The organism is Vibrio pomeroyi (genome assembly GCF_024347595.1).
Classification (GTDB): domain Bacteria; phylum Pseudomonadota; class Gammaproteobacteria; order Enterobacterales; family Vibrionaceae; genus Vibrio; species Vibrio pomeroyi.
Window position 1 is genome coordinate 2893280 of record NZ_AP025506.1, and the last position, 21505, is coordinate 2914784.

Genomic DNA, 21505 nt, shown 5'->3' on the forward strand with positions numbered 1-21505 from the left:
AGTCATAAAGACATATAGGTGTGTAAATAGAAACTTACTGACTTTTGCCATCTCGCCACATATAGTAAGACTAGTCTCAAATACAAAAGAACAGACAAGGAACGCGATGTATATTTTTGGTTATGGCAGCTTGATCAACTCATCTTCACGTCAACTTACCGGTCAAACAGGTCAAGCGATCCCAGCGATTGTTCATGGCTTAGTGCGCCATTGGAGTAAGATCGATGACAGTTACGTGTTATCCCCTTTGATCGTCAACCTTGGTGAAGGGCAAGTGAACGGTGTTTTGCTTGAAGTGGATGATGTGGCATTGGCGGAATTTGATCGTCGTGAACGCGGCTATCACCGAATCGAATTGAAAGCTGATCAGATAGAGAGCCAAACTGACTTTAAAACGGATCAATCGATCTGGGTATACATCAAAGACGAGATTCAAGCGCCTTGTGAAAACAGCCCTATCGTTCAAACCTATGTCGATACCGTTATGGCAGGATGTTTAGAGGTATCTGAAAGCTTTGCCGCGCACTTTGTGGAACACACACAAGGCTGGCACCACCCATTAGAAAATGATCGCCACCAGCCAAAATACGGCAACCTTGCTGGCGTTTCTGATCACCACCACAGTGTGATTGATGGTTTGATACTGAGTGTTCGCAGCTAGTCTTTGAGGCCGCTGGTAAGTTTGGAACTGTGATAATTTTGGAGTTTTGGTATTTTGGATCTTTGATAAGTTTGGAGCTTTGAGAACAGAAAAGTCGATGAGCTTATAACGAATAGGCTCACCGACTAAAATAGACAGCTTAAACCACTCGAATACCAGCTGGCATCGCACGTTCTGGTGTCAGCAATACGCTTTCAGATTCATCATCCGTTTCTGCACACAGCAGCATGCATTCAGAAGTGTGGCCTCTCATCTTAGCCTTCGCTAAATTACACAGCACAACAACCTGCTTGCCCATCAACTCTTCTTCTGTGTAATAAGGGACTAGGCTGGTCACTGTTTGTAGCGTCTTCTCTCCCACATCCACTTGCACGATGTATAGCTTGTCTGCATTTTCATGACGCACAACCTCGATAATCTTACCCACACGCATTTCTAACTTAGCAAAGTCGCCATAAGAGACAGTATCCATTTCTCACTTCCTATATTGATTGATTTTTCACTTATCAAATAATTTACTAAAACTAAGTAAAACTAAAATCTAACATTAGCAGTAAGCCTAATAATTACAAGCGGTAAAGATCTCATTCTGATAAGTAAAGATCATAAAATTTGTCAGCGACAGTTACCAAATCTCACTTAATTTGGGCCAACCCCAAGCCGTGATTTCAACGCCTTTAAAAACATCGAGAAAGCTGAGCGTTTGCCTGTGATGAAGCATTGGGCAAATCAAGCCTTCATAGATAAGAACAGACCCGAGCTGCTCAAGTTGATTAAGATATTCATTGGGTGAGAAATCTTCTCGAGTGCGATTGAGCTCGGCCACCAGCCATTCACTCACTTCAGAGCCAATCGTGGCATGCAAAACCGGATCACTCAGAAAGAACAACAGCGCCGATACTTGGCGGTTGTCATCAAGGTTAAGGCTGCTTAAAACAATCTCTTCACTGAAACCATCGCCCTGCGCTTTCTCTATAAAGGCTTCAAATGAATAAAGATTAATCTGCGCTTCAATCCCCTCTTTCGCCAATATTTGCACAGCGGCTTTGGCACTTCGTTGAACACCTAAGTGGGAATAACAGGCAATCTCAACCGAGCGAGGCAATTCGATCGGTTGGCTCCTGATGTGTTTGACGTTGTGCCAGAAAGGAAAGAAATTATGGGCGATTTCGGCGCCAAAAGTCGTTTCATTTAATTCAAGCTGACGCCAAATCTGCTCTCCATTGAGTCGTTCACTCAACCAACGACGCTGAGGGTATGACAAGCTCGAGTTATTCTGGTTGAAAATAACAAACAGACACCCTTCCTCAATCCGAGCTCTTAATGCGGTGTGTGGCATGTCAGCAGTATTTCCAGTGTCCAAAGCACTTTCACTCGGCTCACTAGTCGCGTTGGTGATGATCTTCTTAGAGTACTGCTCTGTGTCAGGAAGCGTCTGTAAATCGCCAGAGGTTTGGTCATGGTTCGCCGTTGCTGCATTCAAAGACCAAATCGTCACTTTATCCGTCAGAGAACGAAAGCCATGAAAGTGCTCGTTGGCCGCCAAGATAAGCTTGCTGTCTGAATGCAGTTCAAGGGCGAAGATGCCGCAGCCAACCACGTTAGACGATGAGTTTTTGAGTTGTTCCGGAGGTTGAAGTGAGTACTTTAAATCACTCATTAATGCCGCAAAGCCTTTGTCTCGGCGATTGAGCTGAACGGAAAATCGATAAGGAGTTTCAACCGTAATCGACTCTAGATGTTCGAGTTCGTTTTGGTAATAAGGAAGCCCTTGCAGCTCAAGTAACAGCTGCGCGACAACCTCCGCATCAACTTTACCGCCCGAATGAAAACTCACAGAAGGACGAAGATAGAACGTCCATACAGTCCAATCTTGGTTTGCTTCCCAGTGGTGTGCGATGTTCGGAATCAGTTCGCCTTCTGGGGTCATTGATACTAAGCAAGAGTGGATCTGACGAATCAGGTAGCGTTCGCTGTTTCGATGTGGCGTTGTCGGGTTAAGAGAAGCAAATGGTCGATTATAAGTAAGCTGAACACTGACCTTTCCCTCCTTCACCTGCGTTCCTGAGGTTTGCTTGAGCAGCTGTTCGAACACCACTTGGTTGTAGTCGAGAAACTCCAGAGCTCGGTCGTACTTGCTCTCTTTGATCCACTCTAAGGCAATCGCACGTTTTACCTCGGTGCGGTCAATACGACGAATCAGAGTTGAACGCTGATTTCGCCCGACTCGTGGTATCCAAGCAATCCACTTGAGTTCACTCATCTGCTTGAGAATCGCACGTGCGTGTCGTGGGCTGGTACACATCTTGTCTGAGGTCTCAGCAAGCGTGACGGCATGCTCGACCAGCAATTCAAATTCTTCTAGGCGTTCGTAGTATCGAAAAAGGTTAATGCTTTCCAAAACAGGCACTCCAAAACTAAGTTTGAGTTCCTTATATTAGCTCACCAGTACCTAACTCAAGTAAAAAAGTCTAAAAACTTCGTTATAGGGAACTTAAAACCTAAAAATCACGCTCTTTTTCCCTACCTCATTTTTAGCAAAAATAACCATAGATTCTAGCGCAGCTCTACGGTTGAGTAATTCAGCTGAAGACAACTCATCGGTTATTGAGTGAAAAAAGCATTCACAAGAAAAGCCTCTTTCCAGCATCGGCAAATCCACACTTTAAAAGCTTTAGCGATAGCAACCTACTTTATGTTTATGCTCCTACCCCCTGCAAACCATAATCTCGCTGCTATCGCTAGTCCCCCTTTTGCCATTACTCACCGATGATGCGCGCCCCAAATTTTATATAACAAATTGGAGTATATTTATGTTTGCTAACTTTTTTGCCAACCTGTCTAAGGTCGGTAAAGCCTTAATGTTGCCCATAGCCTCAATGCCTGCGGCGGGTATTTTGTTGGGTATTGGCTCGGCGCAATTTGGGTTTATCCCGCCTGTGGTTTCCGAGTTAATGGCCGAAGCCGGTGGCGCCGTATTTGGTAACCTACCACTGATTTTTGCATTAGGCGTCGCGATTTCATTCACCAATAATGACGGCGTGGGTGCAGTAGCGGCAGGTATCGGTTATTACGTTTTGGTGGCAACACTGAAGGTAATGGCGGGCGTACTGGGTGTTGACCATATTGATACCGGCGTATTGGGCGGCATCATCTCGGGTGCGGTCGGCGCTTATATGTTTAACCGCTTTTACACCATTAAGATGCCCGCTTATTTGGCCTTCTTTGCGGGTAAGCGCTTTGTCCCAATCGTGACATCATTTTCGATGCTGTTCTTGGGTATCGCGATTGCCTTTATCTGGCAGCCGATTGGCGCAGGCATCGATTGGTTCGGTGCTTGGGCAACAGAACAAAACCCACTGATGGCATTTTGGGCTTATGGCACCGCGGAACGTGCGCTGATCCCATTTGGTCTTCATCATGTGATTAACGTGATTATTCAACTGCAAGCGGGCGAATTCATTAATTCGGCTGGGCAAGTATTCCATGGTGAAATCCCACGCTTCTTCGCTGGCGATCCAAATGCCGGAAATCTAGCGGGTGGCTTCCTATTTAAGATGTTTGGTCTTCCTGCCGCAGCTATCGCAATTGGTCGTGCAGCAAAACCCGAGAACCGCACCAAGGTTATGGGCATCATGATTTCAGCAGCACTGACTTCCTTCCTAACCGGCATCACAGAGCCAATCGAGTTTGCTTTCATGTTCATCTCGCCTGTGCTTTACGTGATTCACGCGATCATTGCTGGTCTTGCTTACCCACTGTGTATTCTGTTGGGTGTAAAACACGGCTACAGCTTTAGTGCGGGTTTGATCGACTATGTGACCTTCTTCGGTATCTCGACCAAAGGTTGGATGATCATTCCACTCGGTCTGGCATATGCAGCACTTTACTATGTTGTGTTTACTTGGTTTATCAAGACGTTCAACTTGAAAACACCAGGCCGTGAAGATCAAGACAACGGTAAAGTCATCAATGACACCAGCTCTGAATTCGCCAGTGAATTGGTAAGTGCATTTGGTGGTAAGCAGAACATCTTAAGCACAGACGCATGCATCACACGTTTAAGAATCCAAGTGTCTGAACAAGACAAGGTAGACGAAGCAAAACTGAAGCAACTTGGTGCCGCAGGTGTTGTACGAGTAGGCACAGGCGTTCAAGCTATCTTTGGTGGCAACAGTGACGTGTACAAAACTCAAATGCTTGATTGGATGAACAATAACTAGTTCGAGAGTCATCCTGTTAACAGAGCAAATCTATCATTTGTTCTCTGGAATCGCGGCCTAAACTTTGGCCGCGATTTTTATTTCTTACCGAATTCTCCTGAATTGTTCTGATAAATTAGGACAACGTTTACACATCTAATTTTCCTAATAAATTCAGATATTAAGAGGCTTATCTAGAAATATAGAATCAACACCAATTGCACTTATTACACAATCCGTGTTTAATACTTTGGTTAACATTTTTCAGCCCAGAAAGGTCTCTCATGGCAACAATTAAGGATGTCGCAAAAGAATCCGGTGTATCAGTCGCAACCGTATCTCGGGTGATCAACAAATCTCCGAAGGCCAGTGCGAGCTCTATTGAGTCGGTAACGAAAGCGATGTCAAAACTCGGCTATCGCCCAAATGCCAATGCCCGCGCGCTTGTAAGCCAAAGCACTAATACCGTCGGTGTGTTGGTGGGTGATATTTCTGATCCTTTCTTCGGCACGCTAGTTAAATCGGTCGACAACGTTGCAAGAGAGAACGGTAAACACATCTTGGTGGGCAATGGTTCTCACAATCGTGAAGAAGAACAACAAGCGATTGAGTTGCTGATCAACAGTCGCTGTGATGCACTGATCATCCACTCTAAAGGCCTAACTGACGAAGAACTGATCGCTTACTCTAAAGAAGTGAAAGGCTTAGTGCTGATCAACCGTTACATCGAAGAAATTGCCAATCGCTGTATCTTCCTAGATAACAAGAAAGGCGCCTTCCTCGCGACTGAATACTTAATCCGACATGGTCATAAAAATATTGCATGTATCGCCTCCTCTTCAAGCATTGAAGATGCCAACGAACGTGTTGAAGGCTACCAAGCCGCGCTGAAAGAGTATGGTATTGAGTTGTCTGAAAGCTATGTTGAACAGGCTCTGCCAACCAGTGATGGTGGCGAATATGCGATGACGAACCTGCTCACTAAGTCACTGCCAATTACAGGCATTGTGGCTTACAACGATTACATGGCGGCAGGTGCTTTGTCGGTACTCGATGAGAACGGAATCCAAGCGCCAGAAAAGATGTCGATCATCGGATTCGATGATGGCTTGATTGCCCGCTATGTTCATCCAAAGCTGACTACGATACGTTACCCCATTCAAATGATGGCTGAGAAAGCAACACGACTTGCTTTGAACCTAGCCAAAGGTGAAGACACCTCGGCAGAACCAATGATGTTCTCGCCAACTTTGGTGCGCCGTAATTCGGTAGAGAAAATCTAAGTTCTGTTCTCAGACCAAACAGCAAACGAAAAAAAGCCCTAACAGAATCGCTTCTGTTAGGGCTTTCCTACCTTACTCTCGTACCCAACAATTACTCCCTTATTAGGTCATCGATTGCTAGGTGCCACTTTTGTTCATCCCCCCAAGAGCAGCGCAATCAATCACACCGCTCCATTCATAAATCAACAAAAGAACTTGACATCACCGCTTTGAGCTAGAGCGTACTAGTTTGAAGAATCCCCCGAAAATTCAAACTGGTAGCAGGTACGGTAGTGGTATTCTTGTTCAGGCTGGAGAATACAACTGTCCTGCTTCCACTCTGGGTGGTTAGGAGAGTCAGGTAAGAACTGGGTTTCTAATGCCAAACCTGCGTAATCTTCATAGCTGCCACCACTTCGGTTTGGTGTGCCACCAAGCCAGTTTCCTGTGTACAGCTGCATCGCAGGTTTGGTTGAAAATACTTTTAAGGTGACGAGCGCATCTGGTGAAGTCACAGTCGCGGCACATTGAGTGCGTTTACAGCCGTCAGCCAATAAGAAAGAGTGATCGTAACCCTTGGCGGCTTTCTGTTGTTCATCACCTAATAAACGCTCTGAGATCATCATAGGCTGAGTAAAGTCAAAGCTGGTCGATTTCACCGATTTCAAGTTGCCTAATGGAATGCCGACAGAGTTGGTTGGTAAGAACTGAGACGCGTTGATACTCACAATGTGAGACAAGCAATCATGCGCTGCTTCTGCACCGAGCAGGTTAAAGTAGGCGTGATTGGTCAGATTAACTACCGTAGGTTTATCAGTGTTGGCTGTGTAATCGATAGAGACTCGATTATCTTCGGTGATTTCATAACGAACCGACACGTTCAAATTACCCGGAAAACCTTGGTCGCCATCTGCTGAGACTAAGCTAAACACAACCGATGTTTCAGTTTGCTCAGCAATGTTCCAACGGCGTTTATCAAAACCATTCGGCCCACCGTGTAAGGTGTTTCCGGCTTGGTTAGTTTCCAGCTTGTAACTCTTACCATCAATCTTGAAACGACCATTGGCAATACGGTTGGCATAACGACCAACTGTCGCCCCCATATAACTGGCTTGCTTCTCGAAGTTCTCCATTGAATTCACACCCAATAGCACTTCTCGTCTGGTTCCTTTTACTGGCAAGATACAGCTCAACCACGTTGCGCCAATATCCATGAATGTCACTTCCATGCCGTGTGCATTCGACAGCGTGACAAGCTGAGCAGGTTGGCCATCATAGGCTGCAGTTTCTGTCATGGATTTATGCTGGTTCTGCGCTTGTGTCATTCTAAATTCCTTCTACTGCCAGTAAAAAGCCTCTACGTTGAGGTAAAGGCTTTAGTATTTGGCCTACCATGATCTTTTTACTCGGTAAGCACTATCTTAAGTCTCGAAGCAGTTAGATTACTTCAATTAGGCCGGCGCCGTCTTTCGCTTGGCACACATAAATTGATTCTTTTAGACCCGTCGCTGCTTGATATTTCTGCTCAACAGTTGTTTTAATTTCATCAACCAATGCGGGCGGAACCAACGCCACGATACAACCACCAAAGCCACCGCCCGTCATACGAACGCCGCCTTGATCGCCAATCACTTCTTTAACCATGTCCACCAGCGTATCGATCTCTTTAACTGTGATTTCAAAATCATCACGCATTGATGCATGCGATTCTGCCATCAACTCGCCCATGCGCTTCATGTCATGAGTACGCAGAGCTTGAGCCGCTTCTACTGTACGGTCATTTTCGGTAATCACGTGGCGAGCGCGCTTAGCAACCATCTCGTCCAATTCAGACTCTTTCGCTTTGAATTGCTCAATCGTTACATCACGCAGTGCAGGCACACCAAACAAGCGAGCCGCTTCTTCACACTGCTCACGGCGTGTGTTGTATTCACTGTCGACCAAGCCACGTTTCTTGTTTGAATTGATGATCACCACCGCCATGTCTTCTGGCATTGAAACCGCTTGAGTTTCTAGGCTACGACAATCCAAAAGCATCGCGTGGTTCGCTAGGCCTTCAGCCGAGATCATTTGATCCATGATGCCGCAGTTACAGCCCACAAATTCGTTCTCTGCTTGCTGACCATTCAATGCGACTTCCGCTTGAGTGATCTCTAGGTTGTAAAGCACCTTGAATGTCTGACCAATTACCACTTCTAGTGCCGCCGATGAGCTCAAACCCGCACCTTGAGGTACGTTGCCAGAGACAGAAATATCCGCACCTTTAAACTGGTAGCCACGACCAATTAAGCACTTCACCACGCCACGAATGTAGTTCGCCCACATCTTGTCTTGTTGGAAGATAATCTCTTGCGTAATGTCGAATTCGTCTACCGCATTATCGTAGTCAACAGACACAACACGCACCATGTTGTCATCGCGCTTTGCTGCTGCTACAACGGTTTGGTAGTTAATGGCACACGGTAGAACAAAACCGTCATTGTAGTCCGTGTGCTCACCAATCAGGTTCACACGACCTGGCGCTTGAACGATGTGAGTCGCTTGGTAACCAAGGACTTGCTCAAAAGATGCTTTCACGTTTTGGATTAGATCAGACATAAGTAAACTCTCTGCTTAAACTCTTTGTTCAATTGGTTATGGCCCCTTCATGGCACCACTTTAATTCTTTGAGATTCCCTATCTCGTTTGTCCCTCACGGTAGGGAATTGACGCTAAAAGTTTCAATGAAACTGTCATTCCAGAATCGAGGGACGAGATATCAGGAATCTCGCTTGTTAGTTAAGAAGCTGCGTATTACTGCTCTTTGTAGTGAACGTCACTCAAATCGCGAAGACGTTGCGCTGCTTGTTCTGCGGTCAAATCACGTTGCGATTCCGCCAACATTTCGTAGCCCACCATGAACTTACGAACCGATGCGCTGCGTAGTAGTGGCGGGTAGAAAAGCGCGTGCAGTTGCCAATGGTCGATGTCGGTGCCTTCTTCAAAGAACGGCGCATAGTGCCAACCCATCGAGTATGGGAATGAACACTGGAACAAGTTGTCGTAGCGGCTGGTTAGCTTCTTGATCGCAAGTGCCAAGTCATCACGTTGTTCGTCAGTCAGTTCACTCATGCGGCGAATGTGCATTTTAGGTAGCAACATGGTTTCAAACGGCCACGCTGCCCAATAAGGAACGACAGCAATCCAGTGCTCGGTTTCAACCACAGTGCGTGAGCCATCTTTCATTTCAGCTTCAACGTAATCCACTAATAGGTTTGAACCCTGTTGCTCGAAGTATTCTTTTAGAAGCTTTTCTTTACGTTCAATCTCGTTTGGTAGAAAGCTATTCGCCCAGATTTGACCGTGTGGGTGAGGCTGAGAACAGCCCATGGTCTCGCCCTTGTTTTCAAACGCTTGAACCCATAGGTAATCTTTACCTAACTCTTCAATCTGCTCGTTCCAGGTATCGATCACGCCGCGGATTTTATTAACCGGCAACTCTGGCAGCGTCTTGCTGTGGTCTGGAGAGAAACAGATAACGCGGCTCAACCCACGAACACCTTGAGTCTTAAATAGAGGGTTGTCAGACTCTGGAGCGTCAGGCGAATCAGGCATCAACGCCGCGAAATCATTACTGAACACATAAGTACCGTCGTAATCTGGGTTTTCGTCACCCGAGATACGTGTGTTGGTCGGGCACAAGAAACACTCTTTCTCGTACTCAGGAAGTTGTTCAGTCGATGGCTTCTCGTCTTGACCGCTCCACGGGCGTTTAGCACGGTGCGGTGATACTAAGATCCACTGACCCGTTAATGGGTTATAACGACGATGCGGGTGGTCTACTGGGTTAAACTCAACTTTTGACATACTTACATTGCTCTTAATTTTTGTGTCTTGGTCAATTCACCAAGACGAATAATTCTTCTACAAGGAGATTCCCTATCACGCTCGTTCCTCGCTGTAGGGAATGACGTGTAATCTCGTTGTGCTATTTGTGCAAAGGCGACCGCTTCATTGCCTTATGCTCATCCGTCATTCCAGAATCGAGGTACGAGATATCTGGAATCTCTCTTTTCTTATCTCTGCATTCCCAGTGAAATTGGAGTTACAGCCAACAACGCTGAGACTTCAATTACACAGGCTAGTAGCCGTTGGGATTGTTCGACTGCCAATTCCACGTATCCGCCGTCATTTCCATCACGCTGCGTGTCGCCTTCCAGCCCAATTCACGCTCCGCCTTTTCTGTGCTTGCCCAACATTCGGCAATATCACCAGCACGGCGCGGACATAGTTCGTAAGGAACAGGCTTGCCCGATGCGTGTGTAAAGGCTTCAACCATCTCAAGTACGCTTGAGCCTTTACCTGTACCTAGGTTGTAGATGTGCAAACCCGCTTTCTCGCCCACGGCTTTTAATGCTGCTACGTGGCCATCAGCTAAATCCATTACGTGGATGTAGTCACGAACACCTGTTCCATCCGGTGTTGGGTAATCGTTTCCAAAGATAGAAAGCTTCTCTCTACGGCCAACGGCAACCTGTGCGATGAACGGCATTAGGTTGTTTGGAATGCCTTGCGGATCTTCGCCCATGGTGCCTGATGGGTGTGCGCCAACAGGGTTAAAGTAGCGCAGTAAAGTCACGCTCCAGTCGTTTTCAGCGTTGAACAAATCACTCAAACACTCTTCGACCATGTACTTACTACGACCATAAGGGTTCGTGGTATCGCCCGTTGGTGAGCTTTCAGTGATCGGCACAATCTCTGGGTCGCCGTACACGGTTGCTGAAGAGCTAAACACGATGCTTTTCACGCCTGCTTTCTTCATGCTACGCACTAGAACCAATGAACCATTGACGTTGTTATCGTAGTACTCCAAAGGCTTAGCGACTGATTCGCCGACCGCTTTTAGGCCAGCGAAATGAATTACGGCTTGAATGTCATGCTTAGCAAACACGCCATCTAAGAAAGATTCATCACGAATATCGCCAAGGTAAAATGTTGGCGTTTGACCGGTTAGCGCATTGATTCGCTCCAGTACTAGCTCTTTGCTGTTGCAAAGGTTGTCTACAATGATTGGCTCTATGCCCGCCAGCATCATTTGAATACATGTGTGACTTCCGATGTAACCCATGCCGCCCGTTACCAGTACTTTCACAATCAACCTCTCTTCACTGTCATTCATGATGAAATCTGAACCGATACTCTGTGTATTAGTTCATTGTTACAGAAATAGTAGCAGCCAATCTGACTATAATTCTGTGATCAGAACCACGAAGTGTAAACGTTTACACAAGGTTACACGAGACATATTGATATCAACATAGAGTTGACGAATAGATAGATAGTGCTAATCCATTGAAATTAAATGAGATCTTTATAGATAGTTAGATTTGCGACATCACAGAGGAGTTGAGCATTTATTTTACTAAAAGTTAATGCATTGGCTTTCAGTTTGATTACAATAGGTCAGTAGAATAAAGAGGTGCATTGCTTTTTTTACTAAAGACGAATTTCAAAGCAGCGCAATGTTCCAAGAACAGGAAGTGAGTATGGCAACGTTAAAAGATATCGCGACGGAAGCAAATGTTTCATTAGCTACCGTTTCTCGGGTTCTCAATGAAGATCCTACATTAAGCGTCAAGGAAGAGACCAAAAGGCGTATCTTTGAAATTGCCGAGAAGTTGGAATACAAAACCAGCAGCTCACGTAAATCGGTTAGCGGTAAAAAGCAGAACCACCACTTCCTTGCTCTGTACAACTACAAGCAAGAAGCGGAAGTTAACGACCCTTATTATCTATCGATTCGCCACGGTATTGAGACTCAGTGCGAAAAGATGGAAGTTAACCTAACCAACTGTTACGAAAGTAAAATACAGACAAACTCTAGCCAGATAACCGGTATTTTACTGGTTGGTAGAATGACGCAAGAAGTTATCGCACAAGCGAAAAAGCTCACCGATAATATCTGCTATGTCGACTTTACCGATCACTCTGAACCTTATGATTCAGTTGATATTGACCTGGCTCGCATCAGCAAAGAGATCACCAACTTCTTCATCAACCAGGGCTACGAACGCATTGGTTTCATCGGTGGCCAAGACGACATTAACACCTCTGATATTCGCGAAGTCGCCTTTGCAGAATACGGTGGTTTGAAGAACGTGGTCAGCGAACAAGATATCTACCGCGGTGACTTCTCTAGTTCATCTGGCTACAAACTGACGAAGAAGATGCTAGAGAGCGGCGATTACCCGAAAGCGATGTTTATTGCATCAGATTCGATTGCAATTGGTGTTCTACGCGCCGTTCATGAACACGGATTAAGCATTCCAGAAGACATTGCGCTGATCAGTGTCAATGACATCCCAACCGCTAAATTTACCTTCCCAAGTTTATCAACCGTTCGTATTCACTCTGAACTGATGGGAATTCAAGGTGTTAACCTTCTGATTGAGAAGGCACGCGATGGCCGTACTATCCCACTAAGAGTTTACGTACCAAGTAAACTCAAGCTGCGCGACACAACAAAATAGCACTATATTTCAAATAGATAACGAAAGGTCACCTCTACTATAGGTGGCCTTTTTTGTACCTGTTATCTCCCTCTCCAATCACATATCGCCTCTTCCAATCTGCTGTATAAAACACCAAATAGCATTCTTTTAAGTGGATCACACAGCACCGTAAAAAGCCCACAAAAAACGTGATGGAGTTAAAGTAAAACGTTTTCACTAATTTCATTTAGTAAAACTTTTACTAATAATTACCTCAGTCCAAAAATACTCGTATTCACTACGACCCAATTACGCATAAGAACGTCGGCCAGCATTCAAACAGGCCGAGAGAGAGGCAACGTGAACAACTGGGAAAACTTCCTGAACTTACATGAGAACCGTATGGCACCACGTGCTTACTTCTTCTCATACGCATCAGAAAAAACAGCTAAGACATTTCAACGTGAATTAAGCAGCCACTTTCAACTGTTAAGTGGTCAATGGAATTTCAGCTACTTCACTAACCCGTTACTGGTTCCTGAAGAGTTTTACTCTCAAGAGATGAGCGACTGGGGCCACATTACGGTTCCAAACATGTGGCAAATGGAAGGCCACGGCGATCTTCAATACACAGATGAAGGTTTCCCATTCCCAATTGATGTGCCTTTCGTACCATCAGACAACCCAACAGGCGCATACCAACGCTCTTTCTTCCTTGGCGAAAGCTGGGACGAGAAACAAACCATTATTAAATTCGATGGCGTAGAAACCTACTTCGAAGTTTACGTAAACGGTGAGTACGTTGGTTTCAGCAAGGGCAGTCGCCTAACCGCTGAGTTCGATATCTCTAGCCACGTAAAAGCGGGCAACAACCTACTTTCTATTCGCGTGATGCAGTGGGCAGATTCCACCTACATTGAAGACCAAGACATGTGGTGGACGGGCGGTATCTTCCGTGATGTTTACCTTGTTGGCAAAGAACAACTGCACGTTCAAGATCTAACGGTTCGTACTGATTTTGACGATGCTTACCAAAGCGCGACCCTTTCGTGCAATGTTGCTCTAGAAAATTTAGCAGCAGCGACCAACGCAACCCTTGAGTACGCATTGCTTGATGGCAGCCAAGTTATCTCGCAAGGCTCACTAGAGAACTTAAGTGTCGATGGCAACGCGAATACTCAATTCTCTATCGATGTGGTGAACCCTATTCAATGGAATGCTGAAAATCCGTACCTTTACCAACTGCTGCTTACACTGAAAGACGCTGACGGCAAAGTGTTAGAAGTGATCCCACAACGCGTTGGTTTCCGTGACATTAAAGTTCGCGATGGTCTGTTCTACATCAATAACAAATACGTGATGCTGCATGGCGTAAACCGCCACGACAACGACCACCTAAAAGGTCGCGCAGTTGGCATGGATCGCGTAGAGAAAGACTTGGTACTGATGAAGCAACACAACATCAACTCAGTCCGCACTGCACACTACCCGAACGACCCACGCTTCTACGAATTGTGTGACATCTACGGTCTATTCGTAATGGGTGAAACCGACGTTGAAACACACGGCTTTGCTAACGTTGGCGACCTAAGCCGCATTACTAACGATGCAGCATGGGAAGCGGTGTTTGTTGAGCGTATCGAACGTCATATTCACGCTCAAAAGAACCACCCTTCTATCATCATGTGGTCTTTAGGTAACGAGTCAGGCTACGGCTGCAACATTCGTTCTATGTACGATGCAGCTAAAGCGATTGATGACACACGTCTGGTTCACTATGAAGAAGACCGTGATGCTGAAGTGGTCGACATCATTTCAACCATGTACTCACGTGCTCAATTGATGAATGCCTTCGGTGAATTCCCACACGAAAAACCACGCATCATCTGTGAATACGCACACGCAATGGGTAACGGCCCGGGCGGTTTAACCGAGTACCAAAACGTGTTCTACAAGCACGATTCGATTCAAGGTCACTATGTTTGGGAATGGTGTGACCACGGCATTCTAGCGCGTGATGAAGCAGGTACCGAGTTCTACAAGTACGGTGGCGACTACGGTGACTACCCGAACAACTACAACTTCTGCATGGACGGTTTGATCTACCCAGACCAAACACCAGGCCCAGGTTTGAAAGAGTACAAGCAAGTGATTGCCCCAGTGAAGCTTCGCGATTTCGATGCGAAAACTGGCACCTTCACCGTTGATAACAAACTGTGGTTCTCAAACATTGATGACTACACCATCACTGCAGAAATTCGCGCTGAAGGTGAAACCATTGTTGTGCAACACATCAAGGTTGAAGAGCTGGCAGAGAACTCTAGCCGTGAACTAACACTTAACTTGCCACAACTTGATGAGCGCGAAGTGTTTGTGAACTTTACTGTTCGCAAAGATTCCCGCACGCCTTACAGCGAAGCGAACCACGATATCGCGGTTTACCAATTCCAAGTAAAAGAGAACACGGCGCAGCTAGAAGCCTTCTCTAACAACAATGCGACAGCACTGAATGTTGAAGAGTCTCGTCTCGCTTACCTAATCAAAGGCCACAACTTTGCACTGAACTTCTCGAAAGTGAACGGCAAGCTGACCTCATGGCTAGTCAATGGCGAAGAGCTGATTAAGTCAGAACCAAGACTCAACTTCTTCAAGCCAATGATCGATAACCACAAACAAGAGCACGATGGTTACTGGGAGCCAGCACACCTACAGATCATGCAGGAGCACTTCCGCACGCTTAATATTGAACAGGTAAACGGTAAGGTAGAGATCACCACTACCAGCATCATTGCTCCGCCAGTGTTCGATTTCGGCATGCGTTGTGAATATCGCTACCAAATCAGTGCTGAAGGCCAACTGAACGTTGAGCTAAGCGGTGAGCGCTACGGTGATTATCCTCATGTGATTCCAGTGATTGGTTTCGATATGGGCATCAACGGCGACTTCGACCAAGTTCAATACTACGGCCGCGGCCCAGAAGAGAACTACCAAGACAGCAAGCAAGCCAACATGATTGATGTGTACCAGTCGACGGTTGCAGACATGTTCGAGAACTACCCGTTCCCACAGAACAATGGCAACCGCCAACACGTTCGTTGGGCTGCGCTTTCAAGCCGCGCGGGTAATGGTATTGCGGTGAAACCACAGCAAGAAATCAACTTCAGCGCATGGTTCTACACCAACCAAAACCTACATCAAGCACAACACACTATTGAGCTAGAGAAGAGCGGTTACATCACGCTAAACCTAGACCACCAAGTGATGGGCTTAGGCTCTAACTCTTGGGGCAGCGAAGTGCTCGACTCTTACCGCGTGTACATGGACGAGTTCCGCTACGGCTTAACTCTGATTCCATTCCAAGCAGGCGATTGCGACGCGCAGCACCTAATCAATCATAACTTTGGTGATGAGTTCTTCACGGCAAATACGCCAGCGACTCAACCACAACAGAACGAGGCATAAGCGATGATCGTTTTAGAGAACTTAGAACAATTTAAAGTCGTTTACCGCGACGGTCGTAAATGGCAACGCTGTGTAGAAGCGATTGAAAACATCGGCAACATCAAAGATGGCGTGATGTATTCAATTGGTGACTCACTGGCTTACATGATTGAAGACGGCGTGGCTCGTAACACCGAAAACTTTACTGGCAACCGTCGTTACTTCGACGTGCATTACTACCTAGAAGGTCGTGAAACGGTTGAGTTCGCAGCCAAATCAGAGCTAGAACAAATCCAAGCTTACAGCGATGAAACCGACCGTGAACACCTACTGGGTAACGGTGAAACTCGTGAGTTAGCTGAAGGCCAAGTGGCGATCTTTGACAACAGCAAAGCTTACCGTTTTCACGGTGATAACCGAGTTCGCAAGGTGGTTTTGAAAGTGACTATTGAAGACGGTTACTTCCTTAATAAGTAAGTAAAACCCTATTAACTCACAGCGCATTTGAGCCTTGCCGTTCAAGGTTCAAATAGACTGAACAAACCCTCTATGCTTCTTCCCTACAAAGAAGCATAGAGAAATAACGACTATAATTATGTGATTCCCCGGAGGACACTATGTCTGAATCTGTACGCGGTAAGTTGGGCAAATTTGCCTTGCTCTCCATGACATTTGCAGCGGTATTTAACGTTCGCAACATCGTAAATAACAACATCGAATTGGGATTGAGTTCTGCTCCTATCTTTTTGCTTGCGACCCTTATTTACTTCATTCCATTCGTGTTCATCATTGCTGAATTCGTATCAGCAAACAAAAATTCTGAGTCAGGCATGTACGACTGGCTTAAAAAACCGCTAGGTACTAAAGCGGCCTACCTAGGTTCGTTCTTGTACTGGTTCGTGAACCTTTTCTGGTTTGTATCGTTGCTACCAAACGTTATCGCCTACGCATCTTACGCAATGCTTGGCTACGAATACGCCTTCTCTCCTGTCGTGACATCGGCCATCTCGATTGGTCTATTTGCTGCAGCAACGCACATCTCAACCAAAGGCGCGAGCTGGTTAGGTAAGATTGCAGAGATCGTGGCATACGGTGTATTTGCTCTGTTCGCGATTTACGTTATCGGTGCACTTATGGCGTTAGGCGGTAATCACGAACCGGTTGAACCAATCACGCTAGAAGCGATGACACCAACCATCAACTGGGCAACGCTGGGTATTATGTGTTGGATCTTCCAAGCAGCTGGCGGTGCAGAAACAGCAGCGGCATACCTAAACGATGTGAAAGGTGGTCATAAGTCTTTCATCAAAGTCATCATTGGTGCAGGTATCGCGATTGGTGCGATGTACGCTGTCGGCTCTCTACTGGTAAACGTATTCGTCGCACGTGATGAACTCACTTACGCTGGCGGTATGGTTGAAATCTTCACAGGCATGGCGAACTACTTCGACATTTCACAATCTCTAACGGGTCGCTTCGTTGGTATCGTACTGTTCGTTGCAATGTTCGGCTCGATGATGATGTGGACTGCGGCTCCTGTAAAAATTCACTTCTCCGAAATCCCTAAAGGTGTTTACGGCGAGAAGACAACAGAACTGAACGAGCACGGTGTTCCTGTTCGTGCAGCATGGTGGCAATTTGCGTTCGTATTCGTGATGCTTGTAGTTAACGGTTTCGGCTCTGAATCTGTACAAGACATGATGAACACGGCGATCAACCTAACAGCAGGTACCGCAATGTTACCGCCAATCTTCATCATGGTGGCTTACTTTGTATTCCGCTTGAAACACGACGACACACCGCGTGATTTCCGTATGGGTACTCGAGTTCAAGGTATGGCGGTTGTATCGGTACTGATTGGTATCTTCGTTGTGAGCATGACAGCATCGGCATTCCCTACAGGTGTTGACCTTGTTCAAGCCTTCTTCATCAACGTCTTCATGACAGCGGTATTCTCTGGTATTGCATGGTGGTGGATCTCTCGCTTTGAAAAGAAGCAAGCAGGTAAAGAAGCAAAGCTAGAAACGGCTAAGCAGTCATAACCTTAGCTAACCTTTAGTATTTATAAAAAAGCGCCCAACACGGCGCTTTTTTTGTTTTAAATCAGATAATTGAAATAACAACCTCAAAAATAAAAACGCCGTTCCGTCAAGGTTCCACTTCACGAAAAACACCAATTAATCGGTAATAAAACTCGAATAAAAACCAAGGTAAAATATTAACTAAATTTATTTACTCAAGGTCACATAATTGATCAATTTTGATTAACTTCCCGTCGCTTAATCTTTAATCTTCTTGCTGAAGAGACAAGCTGTTCCATATAAAAAAACGACACAAAGCCCCTACAAGCCTTATCAAACGTCGCACATGAAACAGCTAATCTCCTTACAGAACTTCTGAGTCGTTAACCTGTTGTTTGGGTAATAAATTTACTGAAAACAGCAAAGGTAAATCACTAAGAAGTCCGATCGTAAATCTATAAAAATAATATCTGAGCCAACCCTGATTGATCTGAGCGGGTGTTTGCCAAACCAACATAACAATAAAAGTGCGGCCTAGATCTTCCCTCTCTAGGACCAAGTTATAACGATCATCAACGTGATTCACCGGAGAACATCATGTCCGATAATAAACGCAGTACGATAGGCAAGTTTGCCCTACTGTCTATGACCTTCGCGGCGGTATATAGCTTCAATAACATCATTAATAACAACATCGAAATCGGCCTCTCTTCGGCTCCGATGTTCTTTTTAGCAACCATCTTTTATTTTGTTCCTTTCTGCCTGATAGTCGCTGAATTTGTGTCACTGAATAAAGACTCTGAAGCGGGTGTTTATTCTTGGGTTAAAAGCTCGCTAGGCGGTCGCTGGGCGTTTATTTCGGCTTACACATACTGGTTTGTTAACCTATTCTTCTTCACGTCTCTGTTACCTAGAATCATCGCTTACGCGTCGTATGCGTTCTTAGGTTTCGAGTACATCTTCACGCCAATGACCACGGCAATCCTAAGTACCATTTTGTTTGCGGTCGCGACTCACATCTCGAACAACGGCGCGAAGCTACTGGGTCCTATCACCTCTTTAACTTCGTCACTGATGCTATTGCTGACTATGTCTTACATCCTGTTATCAGGTGGCGCATTGGTTGGTGGCATCGAACCGGCTGACCCAATCACGATTGAGGCAATGACACCAAGCTTTAACTGGGCATTCCTTGGCGTAATCACTTGGATCTTCATGGCGGCTGGCGGTGCAGAATCGGTCGCGGTTTACGTAAACGACATCAAAGGTGGTCACAAATCTTTCGTTAAGGTAATCATCATTGCCGGTATCTTTATCGGTGCGCTTTACTCCGTTGGCTCTGTGCTTGCTAACGTGTTTGTTGCTCGTGAAGAGTTGAAGTTTACCGGCGGGTCAGTACAGGTATTTGAAGGGCTAGCAAGACACTTTGGATTGTCTGAGATCCTAATGAATCGCTTTGTGGGTGTGGTTTCATTCACTGCGATGCTGGGCTCGCTACTGATGTGGACAGCAACACCAGTTAAGATCTTCTTCTCTGAAATCCCTAAAGGCATCTTCGGTGAGAAAACTGTCGCGCTCAACAAACAAGGCGTGCCAGAGCGCGCAGCTTGGGTTCAGTTCTTCATCGTAATTCCACTGATGTTCATCCCAACACTGGCGTCGGACACAGTACAAGATCTAATGAGCACCATCATCAACATGACAGCCGCAGCCTCTATGCTGCCGCCACTGTTCATCATGATTGCTTACCTGCACCTGCGTGTGAAACTTGATCATCTACCTCGCGACTTCCGTATGGGCTCACGCCGAGTAGGCATTACCGCAGTGTCGATTCTTATCGGTATCTTCACGGTTGGGTTCTTTGCATCGACGTTCCCAACGGGCGCAGACATCATGACTATCATCTTCTACAACGTGGGTGGCATTGTGATCTTCCTTGGCTACGCGTGGTGGAAGTACGGTCAATACGAGAAAAGCTTGTCTCCTGAAGAGAAGAAGTTGGAAGCAAAGCCAGAACCTGCTAACGCTTAATTTGGCTTGATACTCTCATTAAAAGTCTAAGGCACTCTCCGTTTGGTGAGTGCCTTTTTATTTACAAGCCTGTTTATTGGTTCAAAATTCGATTCACACCCCAAATACCTCCCACCCCAAGCATTAGCGTACAAATTCAACTAAAAACCAAAATAAATTAAAAGTAAATATTTACTAAAAATAGATCACACTTTTAGATCGATTTAATTTTAAACACAAAAATAATCATTAATATCGGTTTTGCGATCGTAAGTAACCTGACCATATACGCCTTGAAGAGCACCCCAATATTAGAAGTCAGAACAGCCTGCGAAGCTTCATTTATCAACCCGAAACAGAAGTGAATAAAATGAAACGTAGTTTTACTAAAACCACTCTTATTACAAGCTGTATCCTTGCTGCTCTAACGGCTAATGCCCACGCTGATGAAACAGCCGCTAACCATAGCGACACTCAGCCCCCTAAAACAGAATCTGAAACGCTATTTAACTTCTATGGTGAGCTTGGCCTTGGTGGTCACGTTGCGCTAGAAGGCGACGACAAAGGCCGCTACGCAGACGGCACTTACATTGAAGCTGGCTTGGCTATCGAGCATGGCAATTGGTTTGGTCTTGCTTACATGGAAGGCTGGACGGTACAAGCCGATGACGAAGGCAATGCATGGGCAACTGGCCACGGCTGGGGCGGCTTCGAAGGGGGTTTTAACCGCTTTTACGCAGGTTACCGCACCGACGCAAAAACAGAATTTATTGTTGGTCGTATGGACTCGTCACTGGATGACGTTCAATGGTGGGGTGACCCTACCGTCGAGTACGGCTACGCGATCTCAAACACGCGTGACGTGCATGTTGGTGTGAAGATCCAAAACCTAGAAGGCAAGCTACGCTACAGCGTTTCCTTCGCGCCTGAATCAGACTTCTCTGAAGACGATGCCCTACTTCACTTCGGTAAGTACGACAACTTCGCAGATCAATGGAAAGACAAAAATGCCATGGTCAACGGTTACCTCCAATACGATCTGACTGACGACCTAACCCTAATGGGTGGCGGTGAAGTTCGTAATAACGACGGTGGTGAACTTCTACTATTAGGTGCTGAGTACAAGAACTTCGCAACACGTGTTTGGCACGACACCGACAAAGGCAACCAAGAGTCTTTCGGTAGTGAATCTGGTATTCAAACCAGTGCTTGGTACGAAGCGGCACAAGGCGTTTACCTATCAGCAGCGTACAACTACGCAAACTTTGACGGCGACAATGGCGAAAAAGAGATCACCTCTTACATCAACGCAGGTGTTTGGTACGAATACGGCAACGGTGCGTTTGCGACTGCTTTCGATAGCCGCTTTGGCGTAGGCAGCGACACTGAAATTGGCGACGCACAAGTGTTCGCAATGCAATACTTCTACTGGTAATAA

15 protein-coding genes are annotated in these 21505 nt (G+C 45.9%); 9 read left to right on the forward strand and 6 right to left on the reverse strand.

The features are described 5' to 3' along the window. Positions 1-106 precede the first annotated feature (106 nt). Positions 107-661 carry a gamma-glutamylcyclotransferase family protein gene (locus OCV12_RS12650; RefSeq protein ID WP_239828687.1) on the forward strand — a complete coding sequence of 185 codons (555 nt, stop codon included), beginning with the start codon at positions 107-109 and terminating at the stop codon, positions 659-661. Between the two features lie 139 nt (positions 662-800). Here the strand turns inward: OCV12_RS12650 and OCV12_RS12655 are convergent, their stop codons facing one another. Then, the gene (locus OCV12_RS12655) at positions 801-1133 is read right to left on the reverse strand and encodes a tRNA-binding protein (RefSeq protein WP_102437284.1); all 333 of its coding nucleotides are present in this window, start codon (positions 1131-1133) and stop codon (positions 801-803) included. Between the two features lie 153 nt (positions 1134-1286). Then, positions 1287-3071, reverse strand: coding sequence for an SgrR family transcriptional regulator (locus OCV12_RS12660; protein WP_261884794.1), 1785 nt, complete (start codon positions 3069-3071; stop codon positions 1287-1289). Between the two features lie 403 nt (positions 3072-3474). Between OCV12_RS12660 and ptsG the strand changes: the two genes are divergently transcribed. Together ptsG and OCV12_RS12670 are read left to right on the forward strand one after the other, a co-directional pair. Continuing rightward, positions 3475-4884, forward strand: a complete 1410-nt coding sequence (gene ptsG, locus OCV12_RS12665; RefSeq protein WP_239848369.1) for a PTS glucose transporter subunit IIBC — start codon at positions 3475-3477, stop codon at positions 4882-4884. A gap of 263 nt (positions 4885-5147) precedes the next feature. After that, positions 5148-6146, forward strand: a complete 999-nt coding sequence (locus tag OCV12_RS12670; RefSeq protein ID WP_261884795.1) for a substrate-binding domain-containing protein — start codon at positions 5148-5150, stop codon at positions 6144-6146. 224 nt (positions 6147-6370) lie between these two features. Here the strand turns inward: OCV12_RS12670 and galM are convergent, their stop codons facing one another. From galM to galE, 4 genes are all read right to left on the reverse strand, one after another. After that, the gene (galM, locus tag OCV12_RS12675) at positions 6371-7450 is read right to left on the reverse strand and encodes a galactose-1-epimerase (protein WP_261884796.1); all 1080 of its coding nucleotides are present in this window, start codon (positions 7448-7450) and stop codon (positions 6371-6373) included. 112 nt (positions 7451-7562) lie between these two features. After that, positions 7563-8723, reverse strand: a complete 1161-nt coding sequence (gene galK / locus OCV12_RS12680; protein WP_261884797.1) for a galactokinase — start codon at positions 8721-8723, stop codon at positions 7563-7565. Positions 8724-8918: 195 nt separating this feature from the next. Then, on the reverse strand, positions 8919-9971 hold the full coding sequence (locus tag OCV12_RS12685) for a UDP-glucose--hexose-1-phosphate uridylyltransferase (protein ID WP_261884798.1): 1053 nt from the start codon (positions 9969-9971) through the stop codon (positions 8919-8921). A gap of 274 nt (positions 9972-10245) precedes the next feature. Further along, complete coding sequence (galE, locus tag OCV12_RS12690; RefSeq protein ID WP_261885958.1) at positions 10246-11256, reverse strand: UDP-glucose 4-epimerase GalE; 1011 nt, start codon at positions 11254-11256, stop codon at positions 10246-10248. Between the two features lie 394 nt (positions 11257-11650). Here galE and ebgR point away from each other — a divergent pair, with 394 nt between their 5' ends. From ebgR to ygjJ, 6 genes are all read left to right on the forward strand, one after another. Then, the gene (gene ebgR, locus OCV12_RS12695; RefSeq protein ID WP_261884799.1) at positions 11651-12634 is read left to right on the forward strand and encodes a transcriptional regulator EbgR; all 984 of its coding nucleotides are present in this window, start codon (positions 11651-11653) and stop codon (positions 12632-12634) included. A 321-nt stretch (positions 12635-12955) separates the two neighbouring features. After that, complete coding sequence (ebgA, locus tag OCV12_RS12700; RefSeq protein ID WP_261884800.1) at positions 12956-16057, forward strand: beta-galactosidase subunit alpha; 3102 nt, start codon at positions 12956-12958, stop codon at positions 16055-16057. Between the two features lie 3 nt (positions 16058-16060). After that, positions 16061-16513, forward strand: coding sequence for a beta-galactosidase subunit beta (locus OCV12_RS12705; RefSeq protein ID WP_161748949.1), 453 nt, complete (start codon positions 16061-16063; stop codon positions 16511-16513). A gap of 140 nt (positions 16514-16653) precedes the next feature. Beyond that, on the forward strand, positions 16654-18078 hold the full coding sequence (locus OCV12_RS12710) for an amino acid permease (protein WP_161748948.1): 1425 nt from the start codon (positions 16654-16656) through the stop codon (positions 18076-18078). Positions 18079-18654: 576 nt separating this feature from the next. Next, a complete protein-coding gene (locus tag OCV12_RS12715; RefSeq protein ID WP_239828679.1) occupies positions 18655-20088 on the forward strand; it encodes an amino acid permease in 1434 nt (477 codons plus the stop codon). 349 nt (positions 20089-20437) lie between these two features. Beyond that, positions 20438-21502: a protein YgjJ gene (gene ygjJ, locus OCV12_RS12720; RefSeq protein ID WP_176680346.1), complete on the forward strand. Its 1065-nt coding sequence runs from the start codon at positions 20438-20440 to the stop codon at positions 21500-21502. The last annotated feature ends 3 nt before the right edge of the window (positions 21503-21505 follow it).

What these genes read in the sequence shown, in the direction of transcription:
- OCV12_RS12705 (WP_161748949.1), top strand. Translation starts at nt 16,061, where the DNA reads ATGATCGTTTTAGAGAACTTAGAACAATTTAAAGTCGTTTACCGCGAC.
- OCV12_RS12670 (WP_261884795.1), top strand. Translation starts at nt 5,148, where the DNA reads ATGGCAACAATTAAGGATGTCGCAAAAGAATCCGGTGTATCAGTCGCA.
- ebgR (WP_261884799.1), top strand. Translation starts at nt 11,651, where the DNA reads ATGGCAACGTTAAAAGATATCGCGACGGAAGCAAATGTTTCATTAGCT.
- OCV12_RS12715 (WP_239828679.1), top strand. Translation starts at nt 18,655, where the DNA reads ATGTCCGATAATAAACGCAGTACGATAGGCAAGTTTGCCCTACTGTCT.
- galM (WP_261884796.1), bottom strand. Translation starts at nt 7,450, where the DNA reads ATGACACAAGCGCAGAACCAGCATAAATCCATGACAGAAACTGCAGCC.
- OCV12_RS12655 (WP_102437284.1), bottom strand. Translation starts at nt 1,133, where the DNA reads ATGGATACTGTCTCTTATGGCGACTTTGCTAAGTTAGAAATGCGTGTG.
- ptsG (WP_239848369.1), top strand. Translation starts at nt 3,475, where the DNA reads ATGTTTGCTAACTTTTTTGCCAACCTGTCTAAGGTCGGTAAAGCCTTA.
- OCV12_RS12710 (WP_161748948.1), top strand. Translation starts at nt 16,654, where the DNA reads ATGTCTGAATCTGTACGCGGTAAGTTGGGCAAATTTGCCTTGCTCTCC.
- OCV12_RS12650 (WP_239828687.1), top strand. Translation starts at nt 107, where the DNA reads ATGTATATTTTTGGTTATGGCAGCTTGATCAACTCATCTTCACGTCAA.
- OCV12_RS12685 (WP_261884798.1), bottom strand. Translation starts at nt 9,971, where the DNA reads ATGTCAAAAGTTGAGTTTAACCCAGTAGACCACCCGCATCGTCGTTAT.
- ygjJ (WP_176680346.1), top strand. Translation starts at nt 20,438, where the DNA reads ATGAAACGTAGTTTTACTAAAACCACTCTTATTACAAGCTGTATCCTT.
- galK (WP_261884797.1), bottom strand. Translation starts at nt 8,723, where the DNA reads ATGTCTGATCTAATCCAAAACGTGAAAGCATCTTTTGAGCAAGTCCTT.